This is a genomic window from candidate division WOR-3 bacterium (genome assembly GCA_016867815.1).
Lineage (GTDB): Bacteria > Hydrothermota > Tepidihabitantia > Tepidihabitantales > Tepidihabitantaceae > UBA2258.
The window spans coordinates 100,874-119,751 of sequence record VGIR01000001.1; the positions used below are offsets into that span (position 1 = coordinate 100,874).

20 protein-coding genes and 3 tRNA genes are annotated in these 18,878 nt (G+C 63.0%); 11 read left to right on the plus strand and 12 right to left on the minus strand.

Translation table 11 applies throughout. The annotated features are described in order from the left end of the window. Positions 1 to 203 precede the first annotated feature (203 nt). Positions 204 to 276, minus strand: a tRNA-Thr gene (locus FJY68_00390). Positions 277 to 388: 112 nt separating this feature from the next. Here FJY68_00390 and FJY68_00395 point away from each other — a divergent pair. The 7 genes from FJY68_00395 to FJY68_00425 all read left to right on the plus strand — a co-directional run bounded on the left by FJY68_00395 (position 389) and on the right by FJY68_00425 (position 6,242). After that, positions 389 to 922 (plus strand): hypothetical protein, encoded by a 534-nt coding sequence (locus FJY68_00395; protein ID MBM3330292.1) that lies wholly within the window; start codon positions 389 to 391, stop codon positions 920 to 922. A 2-nt stretch (positions 923 to 924) separates the two neighbouring features. Continuing rightward, positions 925 to 1,653: a hypothetical protein gene (locus FJY68_00400; protein ID MBM3330293.1), complete on the plus strand. Its 729-nt coding sequence runs from the start codon at positions 925 to 927 to the stop codon at positions 1,651 to 1,653. Between the two features lie 155 nt (positions 1,654 to 1,808). Next, entirely contained in the window at positions 1,809 to 2,351 is a 543-nt protein-coding gene (locus FJY68_00405) for an RNA polymerase sigma factor (GenBank protein ID MBM3330294.1), read from the plus strand. 132 nt (positions 2,352 to 2,483) lie between these two features. Beyond that, the gene (locus tag FJY68_00410) at positions 2,484 to 3,053 is read left to right on the plus strand and encodes a hypothetical protein (GenBank protein ID MBM3330295.1); all 570 of its coding nucleotides are present in this window, start codon (positions 2,484 to 2,486) and stop codon (positions 3,051 to 3,053) included. Continuing rightward, on the plus strand, positions 3,053 to 4,120 hold the full coding sequence (locus FJY68_00415) for a hypothetical protein (protein ID MBM3330296.1): 1,068 nt from the start codon (positions 3,053 to 3,055) through the stop codon (positions 4,118 to 4,120). Before FJY68_00410 ends, FJY68_00415 begins: the two co-directional genes overlap by 1 nt. A gap of 8 nt (positions 4,121 to 4,128) precedes the next feature. Next, positions 4,129 to 4,701, plus strand: coding sequence for a PDZ domain-containing protein (locus FJY68_00420; GenBank protein ID MBM3330297.1), 573 nt, complete (start codon positions 4,129 to 4,131; stop codon positions 4,699 to 4,701). Positions 4,702 to 5,003: 302 nt separating this feature from the next. Then, positions 5,004 to 6,242, plus strand: coding sequence for a glycosyltransferase family 4 protein (locus FJY68_00425; GenBank protein ID MBM3330298.1), 1,239 nt, complete (start codon positions 5,004 to 5,006; stop codon positions 6,240 to 6,242). Positions 6,243 to 6,245: 3 nt separating this feature from the next. Here the strand turns inward: FJY68_00425 and FJY68_00430 are convergent, their stop codons facing one another. From FJY68_00430 to FJY68_00455, 6 genes are all read right to left on the minus strand, one after another. Next, the gene (locus tag FJY68_00430; GenBank protein ID MBM3330299.1) at positions 6,246 to 7,088 is read right to left on the minus strand and encodes a PIG-L family deacetylase; all 843 of its coding nucleotides are present in this window, start codon (positions 7,086 to 7,088) and stop codon (positions 6,246 to 6,248) included. Then, positions 7,085 to 8,467 carry a Tol-Pal system beta propeller repeat protein TolB gene (tolB, locus tag FJY68_00435; GenBank protein MBM3330300.1) on the minus strand — a complete coding sequence of 461 codons (1,383 nt, stop codon included), beginning with the start codon at positions 8,465 to 8,467 and terminating at the stop codon, positions 7,085 to 7,087. Before tolB ends, FJY68_00430 begins: the two co-directional genes overlap by 4 nt. Beyond that, positions 8,468 to 9,094: a hypothetical protein gene (locus FJY68_00440; GenBank protein ID MBM3330301.1), complete on the minus strand. Its 627-nt coding sequence runs from the start codon at positions 9,092 to 9,094 to the stop codon at positions 8,468 to 8,470. Positions 9,095 to 9,179: 85 nt separating this feature from the next. After that, positions 9,180 to 10,004, minus strand: coding sequence for a hypothetical protein (locus FJY68_00445; protein ID MBM3330302.1), 825 nt, complete (start codon positions 10,002 to 10,004; stop codon positions 9,180 to 9,182). A 96-nt stretch (positions 10,005 to 10,100) separates the two neighbouring features. Then, positions 10,101 to 10,799: a hypothetical protein gene (locus FJY68_00450; protein MBM3330303.1), complete on the minus strand. Its 699-nt coding sequence runs from the start codon at positions 10,797 to 10,799 to the stop codon at positions 10,101 to 10,103. Positions 10,800 to 10,883: 84 nt separating this feature from the next. Then, the gene (locus FJY68_00455) at positions 10,884 to 12,035 is read right to left on the minus strand and encodes a fibronectin type III domain-containing protein (protein ID MBM3330304.1); all 1,152 of its coding nucleotides are present in this window, start codon (positions 12,033 to 12,035) and stop codon (positions 10,884 to 10,886) included. Positions 12,036 to 12,324: 289 nt separating this feature from the next. On the opposite strand from FJY68_00455, the gene FJY68_00460 reads away from it, so the two are divergent. From FJY68_00460 to rdgB, 3 genes are read left to right on the plus strand one after another with little or no spacing between them, the layout of a single operon-like run. Beyond that, positions 12,325 to 12,996, plus strand: coding sequence for a DUF3108 domain-containing protein (locus FJY68_00460; protein MBM3330305.1), 672 nt, complete (start codon positions 12,325 to 12,327; stop codon positions 12,994 to 12,996). Continuing rightward, on the plus strand, positions 12,993 to 14,066 hold the full coding sequence (locus FJY68_00465) for a mannose-1-phosphate guanyltransferase (protein MBM3330306.1): 1,074 nt from the start codon (positions 12,993 to 12,995) through the stop codon (positions 14,064 to 14,066). Before FJY68_00460 ends, FJY68_00465 begins: the two co-directional genes overlap by 4 nt. Positions 14,067 to 14,107: 41 nt before the next feature. Next, positions 14,108 to 14,662, plus strand: coding sequence for an RdgB/HAM1 family non-canonical purine NTP pyrophosphatase (rdgB, locus tag FJY68_00470; protein ID MBM3330307.1), 555 nt, complete (start codon positions 14,108 to 14,110; stop codon positions 14,660 to 14,662). A 20-nt stretch (positions 14,663 to 14,682) separates the two neighbouring features. On the opposite strand, the gene FJY68_00475 is transcribed toward rdgB, so the two are convergent. From FJY68_00475 to FJY68_00485, 3 genes are all read right to left on the minus strand, one after another. Continuing rightward, a tRNA-Arg gene (locus FJY68_00475) sits at positions 14,683 to 14,756 on the minus strand. Between the two features lie 118 nt (positions 14,757 to 14,874). Further along, positions 14,875 to 14,949, minus strand: a tRNA-Pro gene (locus FJY68_00480). Between the two features lie 193 nt (positions 14,950 to 15,142). After that, positions 15,143 to 16,063 carry a hypothetical protein gene (locus FJY68_00485; protein ID MBM3330308.1) on the minus strand — a complete coding sequence of 307 codons (921 nt, stop codon included), beginning with the start codon at positions 16,061 to 16,063 and terminating at the stop codon, positions 15,143 to 15,145. A gap of 334 nt (positions 16,064 to 16,397) precedes the next feature. Between FJY68_00485 and FJY68_00490 the strand changes: the two genes are divergently transcribed. Next, entirely contained in the window at positions 16,398 to 17,273 is an 876-nt protein-coding gene (locus FJY68_00490; protein ID MBM3330309.1) for a decaprenyl-phosphate phosphoribosyltransferase, read from the plus strand. On the opposite strand, the gene FJY68_00495 is transcribed toward FJY68_00490, so the two are convergent. Further along, on the minus strand, positions 17,270 to 18,445 hold the full coding sequence (locus FJY68_00495; protein MBM3330310.1) for an FAD-dependent oxidoreductase: 1,176 nt from the start codon (positions 18,443 to 18,445) through the stop codon (positions 17,270 to 17,272). The two genes, FJY68_00490 and FJY68_00495, sit on opposite strands and share 4 nt — an antisense overlap. An 89-nt stretch (positions 18,446 to 18,534) precedes the next feature. After that, complete coding sequence (locus FJY68_00500; GenBank protein MBM3330311.1) at positions 18,535 to 18,864, minus strand: (2Fe-2S)-binding protein; 330 nt, start codon at positions 18,862 to 18,864, stop codon at positions 18,535 to 18,537. Between the last annotated feature and the right edge of the window lie 14 nt (positions 18,865 to 18,878).

The window sequence follows — 18,878 nt, forward strand, 5'->3', positions numbered from 1 at the left end:
GAGCGCAGGGTCGCGTGTAATCGGCATCCCGTGCCACATCGTCAAGCGCCACCCGGGGCGGGCTCTGCCTGGGTTCGGGTCGGGACGCAATCGGTGTCTATCTCGTCGTCTTCGGCTGGACCTGTCTTGGTTGGGTATCCGATGATGCGGCAGGCGCCCTGTGCTGAGTAACGGATCCGGGGTCGGGGACGAAGAGAACAGGAAGCCGGCGGTCAGAATCGAACTGACGACCTGCGGTTTACGAAACCGCTGCTCTACCGACTGAGCCACGCCGGCGCCGTGCGATTGTAGCAGGCACGAGGCGAGAGTCAAGCCGGGGCTGCCGTCGCTGCGACTCCGAGCGGACTTGCGCGGGCGCTCTTCGGCCACTAGAATCAGGATCATGCAGATGCCCGAGCGGACGCTGGCCGACCGTCTCGGACGGCAGATGCGTGGTTCGCGCTCCCGCGGTTACTGGCTGAGCGTGTTGGTGCTGACCGCGGTCGGCGCCGCGGTCATGATGTTCTGGCCGTCACAACCTGAGCGACCGCTACTCAGTCGCCCGTCACTGCCACGCCCGGAATTCCGGGTGGTCGGTGTGACTGATGTCTCGAGCAGTCGCGTCGAGCGACTCAACCTGGCGGTTCTGGTGCTGCCCGGAATGCCGACCGAGACGCTGCAGGCAGTATTGGACTGGGCGCTGTACTCAACTCTTGAAGAATACAACGGGCACCGAAAGCGCCGGGTGCGGGTCATTTGGGCATATGCAGTCGAGGATTCAACTAGGCCGCTCTGGCAGTGGCGCGGGTTGGGCATATGGGCCGACCCGCAGCTACCCGAGCTGCTTAAACCCGCGCGCTCCGGCGGCGACGCGGTGCGGGTCGGGCCGGTGGAGTATGACTTCACCAATCCTGTTTCTCTCAACCAACAGATAGGGAGGTAGGTTTGAAATGCGCTATTCAGACAGTGGTCATCGTCGTCCTCGGCTTGGCGGCCATCGGCTACGGCTACGGCGGGCTTGACTTCACCGCAGGGTTCCCTGATTTCAGTGGGTTGAAGCACCACCTTGATTCCCTCAACAAGATTCCACTTGTTGATTCATCGGGAGTTGGCGGCAGCAGCGAGTTCACGTACAGCGCACCCTTGTGGTGGTACGGGGGGCACGGGGGCGGACAAGTCGGAGTAGTAACACTGGGCGGGTCCGGGGCATTCACCGTGCGCTCCAACCACGCAGACTCCCTGGGATGTGAACTTGCGGGGATCCGGGCCGAGTTCGAGGCCGGATACCCGTATGCGCCGGTTGAGTGGTTCTGGCTCAGACCATGCCTGGGCCTGGCTGGAACAGGTCTTGTGGTCTACGCGCACTCAGTTGAGTATGGCTACGGCCTTGGCAACTTCAGAGAGTGGTACAAGCGGTGGTACGCGGCTTGGACCTTCAGCGCCGCCCCCGGACTTGAAGTGATGGGAGCCCTGCCGACCGGGCAGGGTTCCTACGTCGGCCTGTTCGCCAAGGCGAGCTACCTGATGCCGATGGCCGGGCCAGGGTGGTTCGGCGACGATGCCCCGCCGCGTTTCAGCCCGAACGGGTTCGCGTTGCAGATCGGGGTGCGTCTCGGAAAGACTTTCTTCAAGGCTGAAGAGGAAGAAGAGGAGGAAGACTGGTCCGAGCAATAGCGACCAGCCGCCGGCTCTCTGTCCGTACAAAGCAAGTTCCGTCAGTGCGTTAGCTCAGTCCAGTGGCCGATGCCGATCGCCTTCAGGCGGAGCTGCATCGTCAAGAAGGCAGAGGCAACCCCGAGTCTGGGGGAGCGTCTAAACCTCCGAGACCGGTGAACGATACTATTCAGACAACCAATACGGAACGCCAGAGCGGCGCGGAGATGTGTTTTGAGCGGATCTACGAAACGTACCGCGGTCGGGTGTATAGTACCGCCTACCGGATGCTATCCAACCGCCCAGACGCCGAGGATGTCACTCAAGACGTATTCGTTAAGGTCTTCAAGAAGCTGAAGTCCTTCCGGGGCGATTCGGCGGTATCGACATGGATCTACCGGATTGCCGTAAACGCATGCCTGGATTTTCGCCGTCGGCGCCGACTCCGCCAGGCGGTGTCGCTGGATGATGGCATGGAGGTCGGCTCCACGCCGCTCTCCGTGACCCGGTTGATTGAGAGCTGCCTGCCGCGGATGGCCGAAGGCTATCGGCAGGTGTTCGTCCTCCACGACATCCAGGGATTGAAGCACGAGGAGATTGGCAAGATACTCGGGATAACCGACGGCGCCAGCAAGTCGCAGCTTCACCGGGCGCGTGCGTTCCTGCGGCGCGAGCTGTCCCCATATCTGGAAGACCGGCACTGGGTGAGGGGAGAGTAGTGGGGCAGGGCCGAAGGCAGAAGTCAGAATGCAGAAGGCATAAGTGTCGGATGGGATTCTACCACCAAGACACCAAGACACGAATAGGCCAGTGCCGGGCAGTGGCGAAGGCAGAAGTGGGAAAGGCGAGTTTTGGAACAACACTGTAGTGAAGAGATTCTGAGCGGCTATCTGGACGGCGACCTCGAATCTGAAGTGTCGGGCCGGACGGCTGAGCACCTCGCGGAATGCGAGGTCTGCCGGAAATCGCTCGCGCAGGTTCGCGCCATCCGTGACGCCGCGCCGGGGATGGAGCAACTGATGCCGCCGGACAGGGTGTGGGGCGCGATACAGGCCCGCACTCACGGCGCCCGGACGCGGCGGAGCAGGTTGACCCGGCTGTTCTGGGTCGGGGTGCCGGCGTTGGCCGCGATGCTGCTGGTCGTGGTCGTTATCGGCGGCAGAATGGGAGTCGGGAGTGGGGAGTCGGGAGTAGGGGCGGCGGGCATGGCCACCGCCGTGTCCGACCTGAGCAAGGACAGGGCGGCAGAGCAGACTGCGCAGGAGTACGGAGAGTACGTCCGGGGGATCGAGCACGCGATTGACGAGTGCCGTGACGCGCTCGATGAGAACCCGGGCAACGCGCGGGTCCTCGCTGCCTATGCAGGTGCCAGTTCCGACCGCCGGCGCGCGATGGATAGGCTCGCGTCAGAGGGGCAGTAGTGGAGTCCAGAGTCGAGAGTCCAGAGTCCAGAATCCAGAGTTCAGAGAGCAGGATCATCCGAAGGATCGCGCTTGGCCTGGCCGTCCTGGTCGGAGTTCTCGCGGCCGGGCCGATGGTGGTAATGCGCAGGATTGAGAAGCGGGTTCCGCTTGCCGGCCACACCAAGGCGGCCGTTGTCCACCGGTATGGTGACGTCACGGTTATCGGGACCGGCGGCGCGCACGCAGTGGTCGACGCGCTGGTGCGCGTGACTGCCCGCGACCGAAGGCTGGCCGAGGAGTTTGCGGGCAAGGTGGAGATTCAAGCGGCCGGGCAGGGTGACTCGTTTGTGATTGCCACTGTCTATCCGTCAGACGTTCCCTTCGATCCGCAACTCGGCTATGAAGTGAACATGAGTATCAGGATGCCGGCAGGGGTCGCTGCACTGGTGCGCAACTCGTTTGGTGACGTGAGAGTCGTGGGGATGGATGGGGACTGCCGGGTCGTGAACCGCTTCGGCGAAGTCGAGATGGACCGGTGCGACCGGAGCGTGGTGGAGAACTCCTACGGCCGAGTACGCCTGGCCCAAACCCGGGGCCTGACCGTGGTGCGCAATTCCTTCGGTGACGTGGACCTGAGGCTTGCCGGCGGCCCGGTACAGGTGACGAATCGCTATGGGACGGTTCACACCGAGCAGTCCACCAACGATGTGACAATCGACAACCAGTTCGGTAACGTCTTTGCCCGTTCCGACCGCGGCGCGCTCTCGATAGCCAACCGCTACGGTGACATCAATGCCTGGGTGGACGACGCCGAACTCGCCGCGCTCAGCATCATGTCGCGGCTTGGCCGGGTCAACCTGAGTCTGGGCGAGCAGGTTCCGTTCCGCATCGACGCGACGGCCCGGCAGGGGCGGATTGTCTCAGGCCTGCCGTTTGAGGTCCGCAGCGTGGGTACGGCTCAAGAAGTGTCGGCCCGGCAGGGCGCAGGCGGGCCGCAGATCGATATCCAGGGTGTCTGGAGTGACTTGGTAATCCACGGGGACGTGTCCGACCCTGCGCCGGACGCGCCGACCGTTGAAAGGTAGGTGCGGCAGTGAAGATTGTGCGTCTTCTGGCGGTGTTTGTACCCGTTCTGGCGTACGCAGCCGGTGACTCAACTGAAGCCAAACGGGGCTGGCTTGGAGTCTACACCGACGAGCTGAGCAAGCCGATGCTGGTGGCGTTGGACATCGACCACGGCGTGCTCGTGACCGACGTTGCCGAGGGGTCTCCGGCCGCGAAGGCCGGGATAGAAACCGGTGATGTCATCACCCTGCTCGACGGGCAGTCCACGACCGACGGCTCGGCTCTGCGTTGGGCAGTGCGCGACCGCCCGGACAAGAATGTGGTAATCAAGGTTCATCGTCGCGGCAAAGAGAAGAAGCTGGACGTGACACTTGGGACCCGGGAGGGAGCCGAGAAGGCATTCGACTTCGAGTGGCAGGCGATTCCCCAGGAAGCGTTTCGGGAGGCCAAGCGGGTCCTGCGCGAGGCCGGGCCGGAGCTCAAACGCGAACTCGAACGCTCCGACCTGTCTCTTGACTCCCTGCGCAAGCAGATGGATGAGTTGAGGAAAGAACTGAACGAGCTGCGCAGGAAACTGACAGAGAAGCAGAAGGGCGAATAGAAGTCCGCCTCCTTGTGTCAGGAACGGGGCCATCGGGCCCCGTTCCATTTGTGCACCGCCCCAGAGCCGGTAGCTAGTCCACGAGAGCAAGCACCTACATGCAGTGGCTCTCTCGGCTGCCGGCACGAGGCGAACATGCCGCGACCCTCGCCCTTCCCTCCCCCTCAAGGGGGAGGGAACGAAAAGGAGGGGGCGGAGCATGTCGCGAGTCAGTTCTATTCCGTGCGTGGTGACTATCTACTGCCGAATCTGTGCGGTGAAGTCGGATTGACTATCAAGCCGTGGGGCGTAGGATTGCAGGGATGTCGATGCCCGAACGACTGAGCATCTGCATAGTTACCGACGCGTACCTCCCGTCGATTGGCGGGGTGGAGAACCACGTGCTGTACCTTTCCGCTGAGCTCAAACGGCTGGGGCACGACGTCGTCGTGGTGACTCACAAACTCCCGCCGGTTCAAGACCATGCTGCCCGCCAGGTGGAGTCGCCGGTGCCGGTTCAGCGTTTGGCGGGCGGGCTGCTCGTGTACCGCGAGCACGACATCGCCATCGACCCACGCATGGTTTCATCGTTCAAGCGGCTGTTGGACGGCCTGGAACCGGGTCCGAAGGCTCGGGATACGATCCGCAATGTCGGACGTTGCGGTCATGTCCCTGCGCCGCGGTTCGACATCGTGCACGGTCAGAGCGAGGGTTCGTACCTCGTCTACGAGGCATTGGCTGCAGCGCGACGGCGCGGAATTGCCACGGTACTGACGAGGCATTCGATGGTCCGGAACAAGCCCGCGATATTCCGCCCTTTCCTGATGTCCCTGACGAAGTTGCTGGCAAGGCGGGCAGACGGTCTGATAGCCGTCAGCCAATCCTGTGCCGAAGAGTCAGCAGGGTTCCCGGGCGCCATCCGGGTCATACCCAACGGCGTGGACACCACCGAATTCCGGCCGGCGCCGTCGGAACGGCAGCGGCTGCGCTCAGAGTTGGGATTTGGCGACAGCGATATCGTACTCGGTTTCGTCGGCAGACTGCACACGACGAAGGGCATTCCACTGCTACTGGAGGTGTTCGAGCAACTGCGTCGGGAGGATTCGAGGCTGAAGCTGCTGCTGGCCGGGCCCGGGCCTCTGCGCGGCGCGGTCGAAGAACGGGCGCGCACCTCATCCGGAGCGATCACCTTGCTTGAGCCGCAGCCGTTCGACAAGGTTGCTCCCCTGCTCAATGCGCTCGACGTCTACGCATTCCCATCGAAAGGCGAGGGGTTCGGCATATCGCTGCTGGAGGCGATGGCCTGCGGGCTTCCGTCGGTCGCATTCGGGCGCTGGGGTGTCAAGGAGTTGGTCGATGACGGAGAGACCGGCCTGCTTGTGGGCAGCCCGGCCGAGTTCTCGGAGAAGCTCGGGCTGTTGACATCAGACAGAACGCTACGAAAGCAACTGGGACAGGCCGCGCTTGTGAGCGTTCACGAGAAGTTCTCGTGGCCGCGCATCGCGGCCGAGACGGTCGATCTCTATCAGGCGCTCATCGAGCGGAGGGCAGTCAGGAGTTAGGGGTCAGGAGTCGGGGCGATCGAACAGCTCGTTGGCGGCCAGGCAAGCGCCAAGGGCGCTCCCGAAAGCTTCGCGCTGGCTCCTGTGGCAGCGCAGGGCGGACTTCTTGATGCGTTGCTGGGCGCTGTTGAGGCTGAAGGTGAACCAGTGGTGTCCCGTGCCGACCAGGTCAGCAGGCGGTGAAAGATGACCGTTCCTGCCGGTGCCAGTAGGGGGAAACGGCAGTCGGCGGGTAGGGTAGGAATACACTTCCGGACCGATGCCGCCCTCGGTTCTCCGCCCGGCTTCTAAGGCCATAGCCACAAGCGCCGCTGTGGAGCGATGGTCGGCATGCGCTTCGCGGGCGTGCGGCGCGAATACCCGTGTCGGCTTCACGTTTCCGAGGATAGATTCGATGTCGCTCAGCAGTTGTCTGCCTGTGTATGCGTGACCGGTTCCGCCGTATTGGCCAGCGTCCAATCGGGTGTAGGCTGACCGATAGGGGGTGGTCCAATTCTGCCTGCGCAGACGGGCGAGCCCGTGGTCAGGATAGCCAAGGAAGCTAAGCTGACCCGGGTCGAGACCGAGCACACGCGCACCTTCTTTGGCTTCCTCAATGCGGGTACGGCCAAGCTGCAGGTAGTCGTCGGGGCCGGGGAGCATGTGGCCGGTGACGCGCCACGCGGCCGGCCAGGACCCTTCGCCTGAAGTCACGTAGACGACCCAGACGGCACTGCCAAGCGCGAGTGCCTGCTGAATCATCCCGCCGCAGGCGAGCACCTCGTCATCCGGATGCGGAGCGACGACGATGATGCGTTCGTTCGGATTGAGGCGGAGGGCGGAGACCGATGGCGCTTCGGCGCTCAACGACTCAAGCGGGGCGACCAGGCCGGGGAATAGGCGCCACCGACGTTCGTGACCTTGTGCTGGTTCGCGCCGGTCCAGTCCATCGTGTAGATCTCGAACGGGCCGGTGCGGTTCGAGGCGAAGGCGATGTGCAGGCCGTCCGGCGACCAGCAGGGGTCCTCGTTGTTCATCCCCGAGGTCAGGCGCATGTAGGTGTCGCCGGCAAGGTCGGTTACGCAGATCTGATTGGTGCCGCCAGGCTGGCGCTGGACAAAGGCGATGAGGTCGCCGCGCGGCGACCATGCCGGCGATGTGTTGTAGCTACCCTCGAATGTCAGGCGCCGCACGTCGGTTCCGTCGGCATTCATCACGTAGATCTGCGGCGTGCCGGTGCGGTCGGAAACAAAGGCGATCTGGCGGCCGTTGGGTGACCAGCAGGGCGATATGTCGATGCCTTTGCTGTTGGTCAGCCGATTCAGGCCCTTGCCGTTCGGCTCCATCACGTAGATCTCTGAGTTACCCTCGAATCCAAGGGACGCGGCGATTCTGCGGCCGTCAGGCGAGAACGCAGGTGTGGTGTTAAGTCCCGTGCGCGCGCTGACCAGCACGGACTTGCCCGAGCCGAGAGCGTAGGTGTAGATGTTGAGCGTGCTGGTGCCGTAGGTGCAGTAGGCAAGAGCTGCTCCGGATGGAGCCCAGTCGGGGAAGAGCTTGAGCCCGCCCGAGCGTGTCAGCTGCTCAGGCCCCGCGCCGTCGTAGTCGGCAATGCAGAGGTCCTTGGTTTCACGGTTGATGGCGCGGGAGAAGGCGATGCGGGTGCGGTTCACTCCGTCGTCCGGAGTGAGCAGCTTGATGACCTCGTCGGCCATCTGGTGTGCGAGCCAGCGCCACTGCTCAGAGAGGGCGTATGCTTTCGTGGCTATCAACCGGTTCACGTCGAGGTCATACAGGCGGAGCTGCACCTGCGGACCCGACCGTTTCGTGACCAGTTCACCGCAGACGAGAATCTGGGCGCCGGTCGTGCCCCAGCCCTTGTAGTCCAGCTTCTTCTCGTCGGTCGAGAAGTTGAAGGCCTTGCCGGAGTCGGGTTCCTCGAATGTGAAGTGGAGTGAGAACCTGAGGTCGGCGACGAGCACCGAGCGGATGTCTCTGATTCGGGCAGAGGTCTGCGCGTCGGTGCCCGGCGGAGACTTGAAGTCGGCAATGACAAGGGAGAGCTTCTTTCTGCCGCTGCTCGAGGTCAGCTTCAACCAGAGTTCTTCGGCCGGCACTTCGACCGCGGGCGCCGGGGTCAGCGGCGGCTGGTCCTGGGCGAGGACGAAGTTGGCAGTTAGGAGTAAGCAGTTAGCAGTGAGGAGTCCTACTGCTAACTTACTAACTGCTAACCTGCTAACTCCCATTCAGCGTATGATCGGCAGCCAGTCGTGGAGCAGGAAGTAGAACCGGCCGATGAGCAGCGAGATACGCGCCATCACGGTATAGCCGAAAGACGCGCCGAACGCCACCATGATGAAGATGATGCCGACGCGGGACACCACGCCCAGCCCGCCCTTGTGCTCCTTCGAGAAGTAGAAGTAGAAGAGTGTCGCAATGACGCCGACGTAGACTACGAAGTTGTTGACGGTGATCAGCGGGCGGAGAGTAGCGGATATCTGCGGCAGCAGGTAGCCCTGGACTGAGGCCACCAACCCGAGGCCGGAGCCGATCCCGACCGTGAACGACATCGGCCAGCGGGAGATCCAGGCGATCTTCGGAATCGAGCGGCAGAGCATCATGATGCCGAGAATCGTCGGCACGATGAGAATCCAGGCCTCCAGGTAGTTCTTCTGGGCCAGGTTGTTGCGGAAGGCGTCCACCAGCATCGGGTAGACGTCGAACGACCAGGCGTAGATGACCGCAAACCCGGCCGAGATGCCCACGTAAAGGTGCTCGGCGACCTTGTAGAAGGGGTTATCCTTGTAGAGGAAGGAGAGAATGGCCAGGGTCAGGCTGGCGGCGACCCAGGTGCCGATGATGTTCAAGAGCATCTTAGAGTGGTCCAGTGGTCCAGTGGTCCAGTGTAGGAATGCCGGACGTCCGTCACTTGACCACTAGACCTCTTGATCACTACCATCACTTGTCTTTCTTCTTCCGCGAGAGCAGGAAGCCGACATTGCCCATGATGAGAAGCAGGATTATCAGGCCGTGGCCCCAGGACTGGGCCGGCATGCCGAGCGTGGCCGAACCCGGCTTCTCGATCAGGGTTTCATACTCGGCCGCGCCCTGCAACCCGCCGATTATGCCCTCTATCTGACCCGCGTTCAGGTACTGGTACAGGTTGGGTGCGTTGACGCCCGTACAGCCGACGATGATGTCCTGGTTGTACCGGCCACCCACGAACTGAATCCAGATGTCGGCGACGGCGCCGTGGGCGAGCGAGACCAGGAGGCCGATGTCCTTGTAGTTGTGCACTCTGCGCATGAATTCGAACGAGTCGAGTGGCACGCCGCGGTAGTCGGTGCGGAAGTAATCGCGTATCTCCCGGCCGATACCGACCATCATCGCGCTGCCGCCGGGCCGGTACCCGATGTTCACGTAGTCCCTTCCGTAGACCTTGTCCATTTCGGGTGCGACCTGGTTCAGCGCGATCTCGGCCAGCGGCAGGCCGAGCGCGAGCTGGCCGGTGACGATGACCCTCAGGTCTTTCTTGAACGCGTGGCGCAGGATGCCGATGAGCATCGGCTGGACCTCGGGCGCGGAGGAGGGATCGAAGTCAATGGAAATCATGACGACCGAGCCGGGTGCGAGCCTGTCTACTGCCTCGAATGCGGAGCGCACCGGCTCGGAGACGCGGATACTGGTCTTAGGCTTGATTACGAGCGGCAAGGCGACCGCCAGGGCCAGCAGCAGGTACAGGATGCGGCTGTCGACAGAGGAGAGGCGTTGCCAGAATCTCATAGTAGAGTGGTCGAGTGTTCCAGTGGTCCAGTGTTCAAGTGTCGGACGTCCCGCACTGGAGCACTAGACCACTTGACCACTACCATGCACTTCTCTTCACGACATGTAGGTGCGTTCGATCCCGAGGATGATGCGGAGCGACATGGCGATGCCGCCGAGGGCCAGGCCGATGCCGATGCCGCGCATGGCCGAGGCGGTGGCGATTGACATCAGCCAGTCCTTGACGGCCGCGAATGCTTCGAGCCTGCCGAACTTCACCAGGTCAACAGCGGGCACTATCGCGTGGACCAGGGCACCGATGCTACGCCAGATCGAGCCGCCCAAAGGCACGTTACCGATCATAACCAGGACTGCCGCCACGAGCAGCAACGTGGCCGCGAAGTTGCGGATGCGGAACGCGCGGTACGCGGCGGAGACGATGAAGAATGCGAGGCTCGCGAACATCGTGGACTGGAGCGGTATGATCATGTAGGTGTACAGCCACATGAACGGCGCTCGCAGAGCGAACGGGCTCTGGAACTTGAACCAGGAGTAGAACCCGAGCGCCATTGTGCCGAACAGGGCGAGTACCAGCACGAGACTGTAGCCCCATCCCTGACCGCGGCGGAAGACCCGGGTCAGGTGGTGCCGGGTAAGCGAGTCGATCCCGAGCAGGAATGTGAACCCGGATACGATCGTGTACCAGTTCAGGAAGCGCGATTCGAGGTCGCCGAACGGCCTGTGCGGGATGAAGAACGCCACGATGAGCATCAGCGCGGTCGAGAAGACGAGAACCAGCGGGACCGTGCGTTTCACAGTAAGGGGTTCTGGCTGGAGGGGTTGGTTGTGGTTCGGCACCTGAACCCCTGAACCCGCGAACCCTTGAACCCTGTCTTCACTCTAGTACGCCGGCGTCGCCCAGCGGACCACGGTTTCGAATACCTGGTTCAGGACCGGCGCCTGTTTCGACAGCACCGCCGCGACCGTGCCCAGCACGACGGTGGCGGTGACGAGCACGATGAGCCAGAAACGGATGAAGTCCTCGCCCTTGAGCGTACCGAGCATTATCGGCTCGGGCCGCAGATAGCACGACGCCGCGTAGATCTCCTCGCCGATCATCGTGTAGTCGCAAGCGGCAACAAAGAAAGGAAGCTGGGTTGTCTCCGTGGTGCCGGCAAGCTGGATGGCTCCGACCGAGTGGCCGGTCTCGGCCATGATGAGCGATTCGGCGTAGAAGTAGCCGAACCAGAAGATGGCGCCCGGCTTCTCGCGCAGGATGATGCCGTCCACGCCCGCCGCGTAACCGAACTGGTCCGAAGTCAGGAACGTCACGTTGTCCGGGTTGTAGAAATCGGGCCGGCCCATTTCGGTGTAGGCTTCCTTCACCGTTTCCTGCGCCGCGGTCATCACGATCGGGTCGGAGTTGGGCACGATGAGCCGAGTCGAGTACTCGGCCGACTTCTTGGCGATCTTCCGCAAGAGCGGCAGGGCGGCGATGACCACCATGTCGGTGATGTAGCCAAGGCCGAAGCTGAAGAGGATCGGCTTGCCCATCTCGGTCGCGCGGCCCAGCGCGTCGTCAATCGCATCGAGCCCGGCGATCTTGCGGATGTACATCTTCGCGCCCTTGCGCGCCCGCTGCAGATAGTAGAAGAACAACCCGCAGATCACGACGGTGACCACGAGGATGTTCACGCGCGCGGTATTGAACCACTGGGCCTTGCTTGTGACCGGGCCAACCGCCGCGCTGCGGGCCGAATCCGCCCCGCTCTTCACCTGGACCGCGTACCAGTACTTGGTGCCGTCGATCACGTCATTGTCGGTGTACTCGCTGGTGGCCGCGGGCTCGGTTCCAACTTCGGCGAATCCGGTGTCCGGTGCGCACGAGCGGAGAATCGTGTAGCCTGTTACTGGAACCGATTCACCCTCAGGAGCGGTCCAGGTCAGGATGATGGACTGCCCTTGGTCGTTCGGCGCGTCAACCGCCTTCAACGATGCCGGCGGCATCAGTCCGACAATGGCGGCGAGGAGGAGACCTGGAAGAGTCAACACAGGACGGCCTCTAGCTTAGCGGCGGAGGTCTGAGAGTCAATCCTGCCTCGCAGGGATGTGGCGGGCCCGGAACCGGCACCGAAGTCTCGAAGGTATTTGCGAGACCGAACACTGAAGCTCGAAACCCGGATAGCGAGCCAATCCCGGACGACGGGAGATTCGGAAACGGGAAACGTGGGCGGAAACCTGCCTCTGTCCTTCGGGCTGCGACCGTCACTGGATCTTCGGTTTCGAGCTTGAGCCAGTCTACCATGTTTGACTATTCCTCATCCGCCTCTATGATAGCCCGATGCTAGCGGTTCTCGCCGCGTTGGCCGTTGCCCTTGTTCCGGGCGAACGGCTCGACTACGGGCTGCGCTACGGCCCGGTTTCCATCGGCCGGCTCCGGCTCGAGACGCTGCAACCAGAGACGCTCGGGACCGAGGAGTGCTGGCATTTCCGGGCAGACCTGGAACTGACCCGGTCGTTTTCGTGGGTCTTCTGGGCCAACTACCGACTGGAAACCTGGTGCCGGACTTCGGACATGGTGACGCTCCGGTCATACAAGCGGACTCGCGAGCCTCGTTACCGGGCCGAGTGGACTGCGGACTACGACCTGGTCCAGTCGGTGGCCAACTACTCGGATGGCAGGACCACCTCCGTTGAGTCTGGCGCCCGCGACCTGCTGTCGACCTGGTACTACTTCCGCACCCTGTCGCTCGCGGCCGGGGATACGGTCAGAACCGCGCTGCACGTTGACCGGCGTAACTACCAACTGGTCGCGGTTGCCCGGGCCGCGAAGGCGGTCAGCACTCCGGCGGGTGCTTTCGACTGCATCGCGGTTGTGCCCAATGCCGGAGGTCCGCTGGGCACAGTCTATCTGACCGATGACTCGGAACGGATACCGGTCTCGATCCGGACCCGGGTCGGGGGTCTGGTTGTGAGCGCTTTCCTGCGCTCGGTCTCTTTTGAGGAGGAATAGTGAACCTGTACGTGGTCGTCCTGTGCGGCGGCAGGGGAGAACGGTTCTGGCCCAAGAGCCGACGCGCCCTGCCCAAGCAGTTCATAACCTTGTTCGGCCGTCGGTCGCTGACGCAAGAGACAAGCAGGCGGGTCCTGCCCATTTGCCCGGCGGAGCGGCAGCTCTTCGTTGCTCCGGCCGAGTTCGAACCGGTCTTGCGCAGCCAGCTGGGTGCCTCGGCGCGGCTCGTGTTCGAGCCGATGGGCCGCAACACGGCCCCCGCTATCGGACTCGCTGCCCAGTATCTGAGGCACGAGGACCCCGATGCCTCCATGCTGGTTCTGCCTGCCGACCACCTGATTGAGGACCGCGCCGCTTTCCTCCGGGCCGTTCAGATGGGGATGGAACTTGTCCGGAAAGGGTCGCTGGTGACCTTCGGCATACGGCCGGAGCGGCCTGACACCGGATATGGCTATGTCCAGCTCGGCAGTCGAATTCTCGGCAAAGGGCGGTTGACCGCGCACAGGGTCATGGGGTTCAGAGAGAAGCCCGGTCCAGCCATGGCGCGGTCATACCTCGCGACCGGGAAGTATGTCTGGAACAGCGGCATGTTCATATGGCGGGTGGACGCCATACTTGCCGCGTTCAGGGAGTTCATGCCCGGGTTCTATGCCGAACTCGAGAGGTTCCGCGGGGCGATAGGGACGCCCCGAGAGAGGAAGGCTCTCGCCCGCCTCTACCGCGGGGTGCCGTCCATCTCGATCGACTACGCGGTGATGGAGAAGGCGGGAAACGTGGCTTGCGTCCGCGGCTCTTTCGACTGGGACGATGTCGGCTCCTGGCTCGCGCTTGGCCGTCATAACAAGCCCGACAGAGCGGGGAACGTGGCCAACGGTCTGCTCGTGGCCAGAGGTTCGTCGGGCTGTGTCGTGGATTCGGACCACGGCATCGTCGCCGCGCTGGGTGTCAAGGACCTGGTTATCGTCCGCGCCGGCGACGCGGTTGTCGTCGCGCAGAAGAAGAGCCTTGGGGATATCAAGCAACTGCTGGCCGACATCGCCGCGCTGCCAAAGGGCAAGCGGTTCCTGTGAAACTGCTACTGGCAACTCGGAATCGGAGCAAGGTGATCGAGATGCGGCAGGCGCTTGAGGGCACGGTCTGGCAGGTGACAACGCTCTCAGATATCGTCAATGCGCCCGACGTCGAAGAGGATGGGGCCACGCTCCGTGAGAATGCCGTCAAGAAGGCTCGTAGCGCGGCCGAGTACTGCCATCTCTGGACCCTGGCTGAAGACTCAGGTCTTGAGATAGACGTGCTCGGGGGAGAGCCGGGAGTGATGTCTGCCCGTTATGCCGGCGCAGGGGCTACCGATGCCGAGCTGATGCGAAAGGTGCTTGGCAAGCTCGTATCGGTCCGGGACGAGCAGCGCACGGCTCGGTTCCGCTGCCTGATGTGCGTTGTCGACCCCGCCGGCAGCGAGAGTTGTTTCGAGGGACGCTGCGAAGGTCGGATCGCACATCGTCCAGCCGGGTCTTCTGGGTTCGGCTACGATCCGATATTCATACCTGAAGGGCACGACAAGACCTTTGCCGAACTCGGACTGGGTGTGAAGAACAGGATCAGCCACCGCGCCCGGGCCATGGCGCAGGTGATTGAGTTTCTCCGGTCAGCGCAGGCGGCAGAGTGAATCGGCTCCACTCCTAAGAGCGCGCCTGGAGGGATTCGAACCCCCGACCATCGGATTAGAAATCCGATGCTCTGTCCAACTGAGCTACAGGCGCATCATGAGGTCAATGGCCGAGATCAGAGGCCATGATACAGAAACCAGGATTTAGAAATCCCGGCCTCTGATTCAGGCCTGTACCCTCGAACCCAAGAACCCCGAAACCCTGTTGTAAGTCGGGGAGACTGGATTTGAACCAGCGGCCCCCACGGCCCAAGCGTGGTGCGCTAACCGGACTGCGCTACTCCCCGAATAGTAAGTCTGGCCTTGTTTGACGGTGTGACCACACTTGCGTTAATATAGGCGGGATCAGGGATGAAGTCAATTCGGCGGCCGGGGAAGGGCATTTGGCTGCTGGACCCGGTATCGGACGCCGGCAGGAGACCGGGGCGCCAATTCTGCGGCTGGCCCGGGGTTCAAGGACAGGACTCCGGGTCTTGTGGGCTAGAGGACCTTGCCTGGCGTCCAGGTCTGGCCCGCGTCGGTCGTGTAGAGTAGCGTCAGCTCGTCTCCAGCGATGATACCTGCCCGACCCTCGGCGAAGAAGCGGATGCTGAACAAGTCAGCGGTCGTGCCCGTGTTCAGTCGTCCCCAAGTCTCGCCACCGTCGCGGGTATGGAGTAGAGTGCCCTGTGCTCCCGCGACAAACCCCTCCATTGTGTCTCGCCGCAAGTCTAGCGAGTAAAGCGCGGGCGGAGTGAAACCGAGCTGCAGCGGCCGCCAGACCTCGCCACCGTTGGGCGTGAACAGAATCCCGGCATTGGCCGTAGTGGCAAATCCGACCGAGTCACCATTCGGAAAGAAGACCGCGGTTATGTGAGTCGAGGGCATCGCACCCTGGAGGTTGCCGGTCTGTGAGAACCAGATGCGGCCGCCGGTGGTGGTCTTGAGGATGGTTCCGTTCGGCCCGACCGCGTACCCGGTTGTCTCGTCAGACGGGAAGTCCATGTCCATGATCTTCTGGTCCGTCGCCGTTACGAGCCTGGTCCAGGTCTTGCCGGCATCGGCAGTGCGGAGCACGGTTCCGGCGTCGCCGGCAACGAACCCGACCTGCGGGCCAAGACGGAACTTGATGACTCGCAGGTCCACGTCGATGCCCACGTCGAGCGCTCTCCAGGTTCTGCCGCCGTCCTCTGTAAGCAGTACCGTACCCCGGTCGCCGCAGGCGTAGCCGACAGTGCCCTGGCCCGGGAAGCAGACGGTGTAGAGGTTGGGGTGCTGCGGGAGCGTAAGCCTGCGCCATGTCGCCCCGCCGTCAGAGGAGCCGAGCGCGAGACCTCTGTCTCCCACAGCGTAGGCGAGGAGCGTGTCCTCCAGGGAAAAGACGGAGTTGATGCGGTTGGCCATGTGTTCTCTTGCCTTCATGTTCGCAGAATTGCGGGGAATGTCAAGGCAGGCGGAGACGGGGATGTCGCCGCCGGTCGCGACAAGCCCGAGGGCCGAAACGTGAATGACGGTTCAATGTTAGAAGCACGAAAGACAGAAACAGGGGCCGCATCTGTCCGGCAATCCGCGTCCATCTGTGGTTGCTGAGCTTCGTGGAAGTAATGGATCTCTGTGCCACCCTCACCCTTCCCTCCCCCTCAAGGGGGAGGGAATAGAAGGGAGGGGGGAGAGTGCTGCATTACTTGTGCGGAGGTCAGTGACTCCCCTCGGGCAGGGTTGACTTCGTTGGGTTTTCGGCTAGAACTTCAGGCACGTGATAGGCGCACTCTTCTGGAGTCTCCGGCCGAAGCAGTGGCCGAAGAACCTGCTGGTGCTCGCCGGACTGGTCTTCTCCCTCAACCTCTTCAACCTGACCGACTTGCTCCGATCCCTGGCAGGGCTCGTCGCGTTCTGCCTTCTCTCCGGATCGGTCTACATTGTCAACGACCTGATGGACGTGGAGAAGGACCGGCTCCACCCGTTGAAGCGCCTCCGACCGATTGCATCGGGGCGGCTGCAGCCCGGCGCGGCCAGGGTCGCGGCCGCAGTCGCGGCCATCCTGGCACTGGCTGGGGGCTTCGTGCTCGATTGGCGGTTCGGGGTGGTGGGTCTTGCCTACTTTGTGCTGGAAGTCGCGTACTCATTCCGGCTGAAACATGTGGTCGTGCTGGATGTGATGACGGTCGCAGCCGGGTTTGCCCTGCGGGCGGTCGCGGGCACGGTTCTGGTGCACGTCACCATTTCATCGTGGCTCTTCGTCTGTACGATCCTGTTCGCCCTCTTCGTCTCACTGGCCAAGCGCCGGCACGAACTCGTCACCCTGCAGGACGGTGGAGCCGGACACCGGGCAGTGTTGGAGAACTACTCGGAACCGCTGCTCGACCAGATGATGGCGGTGGCGACTTCGGCGACCGTGATTGCCTACTGTCTATACACGATTGCTCCGGAGACAGTCGCCAAGTTCGGCACCCACAGTCTGATGTTGACTGTCCCGTTCGTGCTCTACGCGGTGTACCGCTATCTGTACCTGGTCTATCGGAAGGAGATGGGCGGCGCGCCGGAGCAGGCGCTTTGGGGTGATCTGCCGCTCATGGTCGACGTGCTGCTCTGGATGGCCAGCGTAGTCGCAATCATCTACTTGAGAATCTAGGCGGGGAGAAGCGCGCACTCGGCGAGCTTCGCCTTGCCGCACGCGGCCTTGTCGCCGAACGGCCCCTGGCGGATGGCGCAGAGCTCGGCCTGTGACTCGGCGATGACCTGCTCGGTTTCCGGGCTTGAGCCGATGACCTGCGCGGCGGCGTGGGCGCCGGCCACCCGGCCTTCGAGCATGGCGGTCGAGGCCTCCTCGATGCCGGATACGTCGCCGGCAAGGTAGATGTGGCAAAGGCTGGTTTGCATCGCCTGGTTGTGCCAGGCGACGTGTCCGCCGAGCTCAGGAACGTAGACCATCCGGCAGCCTGACTGCCAGAGCAGCTCCGATAGAGGGGTCAGGCCGACAGCGAGGCAGATGGTATCGACCTGCAGTTTGCGGGCGGTGCCGGCAAGTGGTTTGAAGTCCTCGCCTACCCGGCAGATAACCGCGCCTTCTACCTCCTCCTTGCCGACGGCGGAGAGGACGGTGTGCGACGTGAGGATGGGCACACCGAGACGGGCGAGCTTGGCGGCGTGGACGTGGTACCCTCCGATCCGGGGCAGGGCTTCGACCACGGCCGCGACCTCGATGCTGGCCTGGATGAGCTGGTAGGAGACAATCAGGCCTATGTTGCCGGACCCGACCATCAGGACCCGGGTACCGGGCTTGACACCGTGGACATTCATCAAGGTCTGGACCGCGCCAGCGCCGTAGACGCCGGGCAGGTCGTTGTTCTCAAACAGGAGGTTGTTCTCGGCCGCGCCGGTCGCCACTATGAGGCACTTGAAACCCAGCTTGGTGAATCGCTCGCGGCTGGCGAGCGCGAGCATCCCCTGCGAGATCGAAGGTGGAGGCTCAGCGGCAAAGAGGTCGCCTTGCGCCGGTCTTGGAGTAGGCTTGGCTGGTTTCCGGGTGACGGAGGGGTAGAGGCCGACGACCGATGTGCCGGGGAGGATTTCGGCGGAGAGGGTGCGGAGTTCCTGTTCGAAGATGGCCGCGATGTCCATGCCGCGCGTGCCGCAGTAGTGACGCTTGGACCCGAAGAACTTGTGGGTCTGTTTCACAAGCTGGCCGCCGAGGCTGTCATTGTCGTCAATCAACACGACCTTGGCACCAAGCCGGGACGCGGCGATGGCGGCGCAGAGCCCGGCCGGGCCGCCGCCGACGATGGCAACATCAGTCTGTTTCATGACAGTTCAGAGTTCAGAATCCAGAAACCAGAGTTCATGGCTGCCTGCAACTCTGGATTCTGGTCTCTGGATTCTGCATTGTCCTGCTCCTAGGGGAGCTTTCCCCGGCCGCGCTGGCGCTCAACGTTCGCGCCCTCGTGCAGAGGTTCCATGCAGACCATGGTATTGGGCTGACCATCCACAATCATCAGGCAGGAAGCGCACTTGCCCACCGCGCAGAAGAAGCCGCGGGCACGTTCGGTCTTCTCCGCGTGCCGGAAGAGCCGGATGCCGTTTGCCGCAAGTGCGGCCGCGACCGTCTCGCCCCGGCGTCCCTGTAGCGGCCGACCCTCGAAGAAGAACTTCACAGGCCCTTTGTCCTCGAAGGTCAGTATCGGGTGTCGGCTGATCCGACTGCCGCGCGATTCGGCATTCGTCATTCGCATTCCGGACT

What these genes read in the sequence shown, in the direction of transcription:
- FJY68_00395 (MBM3330292.1), top strand. Translation starts at nt 389, where the DNA reads ATGCCCGAGCGGACGCTGGCCGACCGTCTCGGACGGCAGATGCGTGGT.
- FJY68_00485 (MBM3330308.1), bottom strand. Translation starts at nt 16,063, where the DNA reads ATGAAGGCAAGAGAACACATGGCCAACCGCATCAACTCCGTCTTTTCC.
- FJY68_00460 (MBM3330305.1), top strand. Translation starts at nt 12,325, where the DNA reads ATGCTAGCGGTTCTCGCCGCGTTGGCCGTTGCCCTTGTTCCGGGCGAA.
- rdgB (MBM3330307.1), top strand. Translation starts at nt 14,108, where the DNA reads ATGCGGCAGGCGCTTGAGGGCACGGTCTGGCAGGTGACAACGCTCTCA.
- FJY68_00445 (MBM3330302.1), bottom strand. Translation starts at nt 10,004, where the DNA reads ATGAGATTCTGGCAACGCCTCTCCTCTGTCGACAGCCGCATCCTGTAC.
- FJY68_00500 (MBM3330311.1), bottom strand. Translation starts at nt 18,864, where the DNA reads ATGACGAATGCCGAATCGCGCGGCAGTCGGATCAGCCGACACCCGATA.
- tolB (MBM3330300.1), bottom strand. Translation starts at nt 8,467, where the DNA reads ATGGGAGTTAGCAGGTTAGCAGTTAGTAAGTTAGCAGTAGGACTCCTC.
- FJY68_00440 (MBM3330301.1), bottom strand. Translation starts at nt 9,094, where the DNA reads ATGCTCTTGAACATCATCGGCACCTGGGTCGCCGCCAGCCTGACCCTG.
- FJY68_00495 (MBM3330310.1), bottom strand. Translation starts at nt 18,445, where the DNA reads ATGAAACAGACTGATGTTGCCATCGTCGGCGGCGGCCCGGCCGGGCTC.
- FJY68_00425 (MBM3330298.1), top strand. Translation starts at nt 5,004, where the DNA reads ATGTCGATGCCCGAACGACTGAGCATCTGCATAGTTACCGACGCGTAC.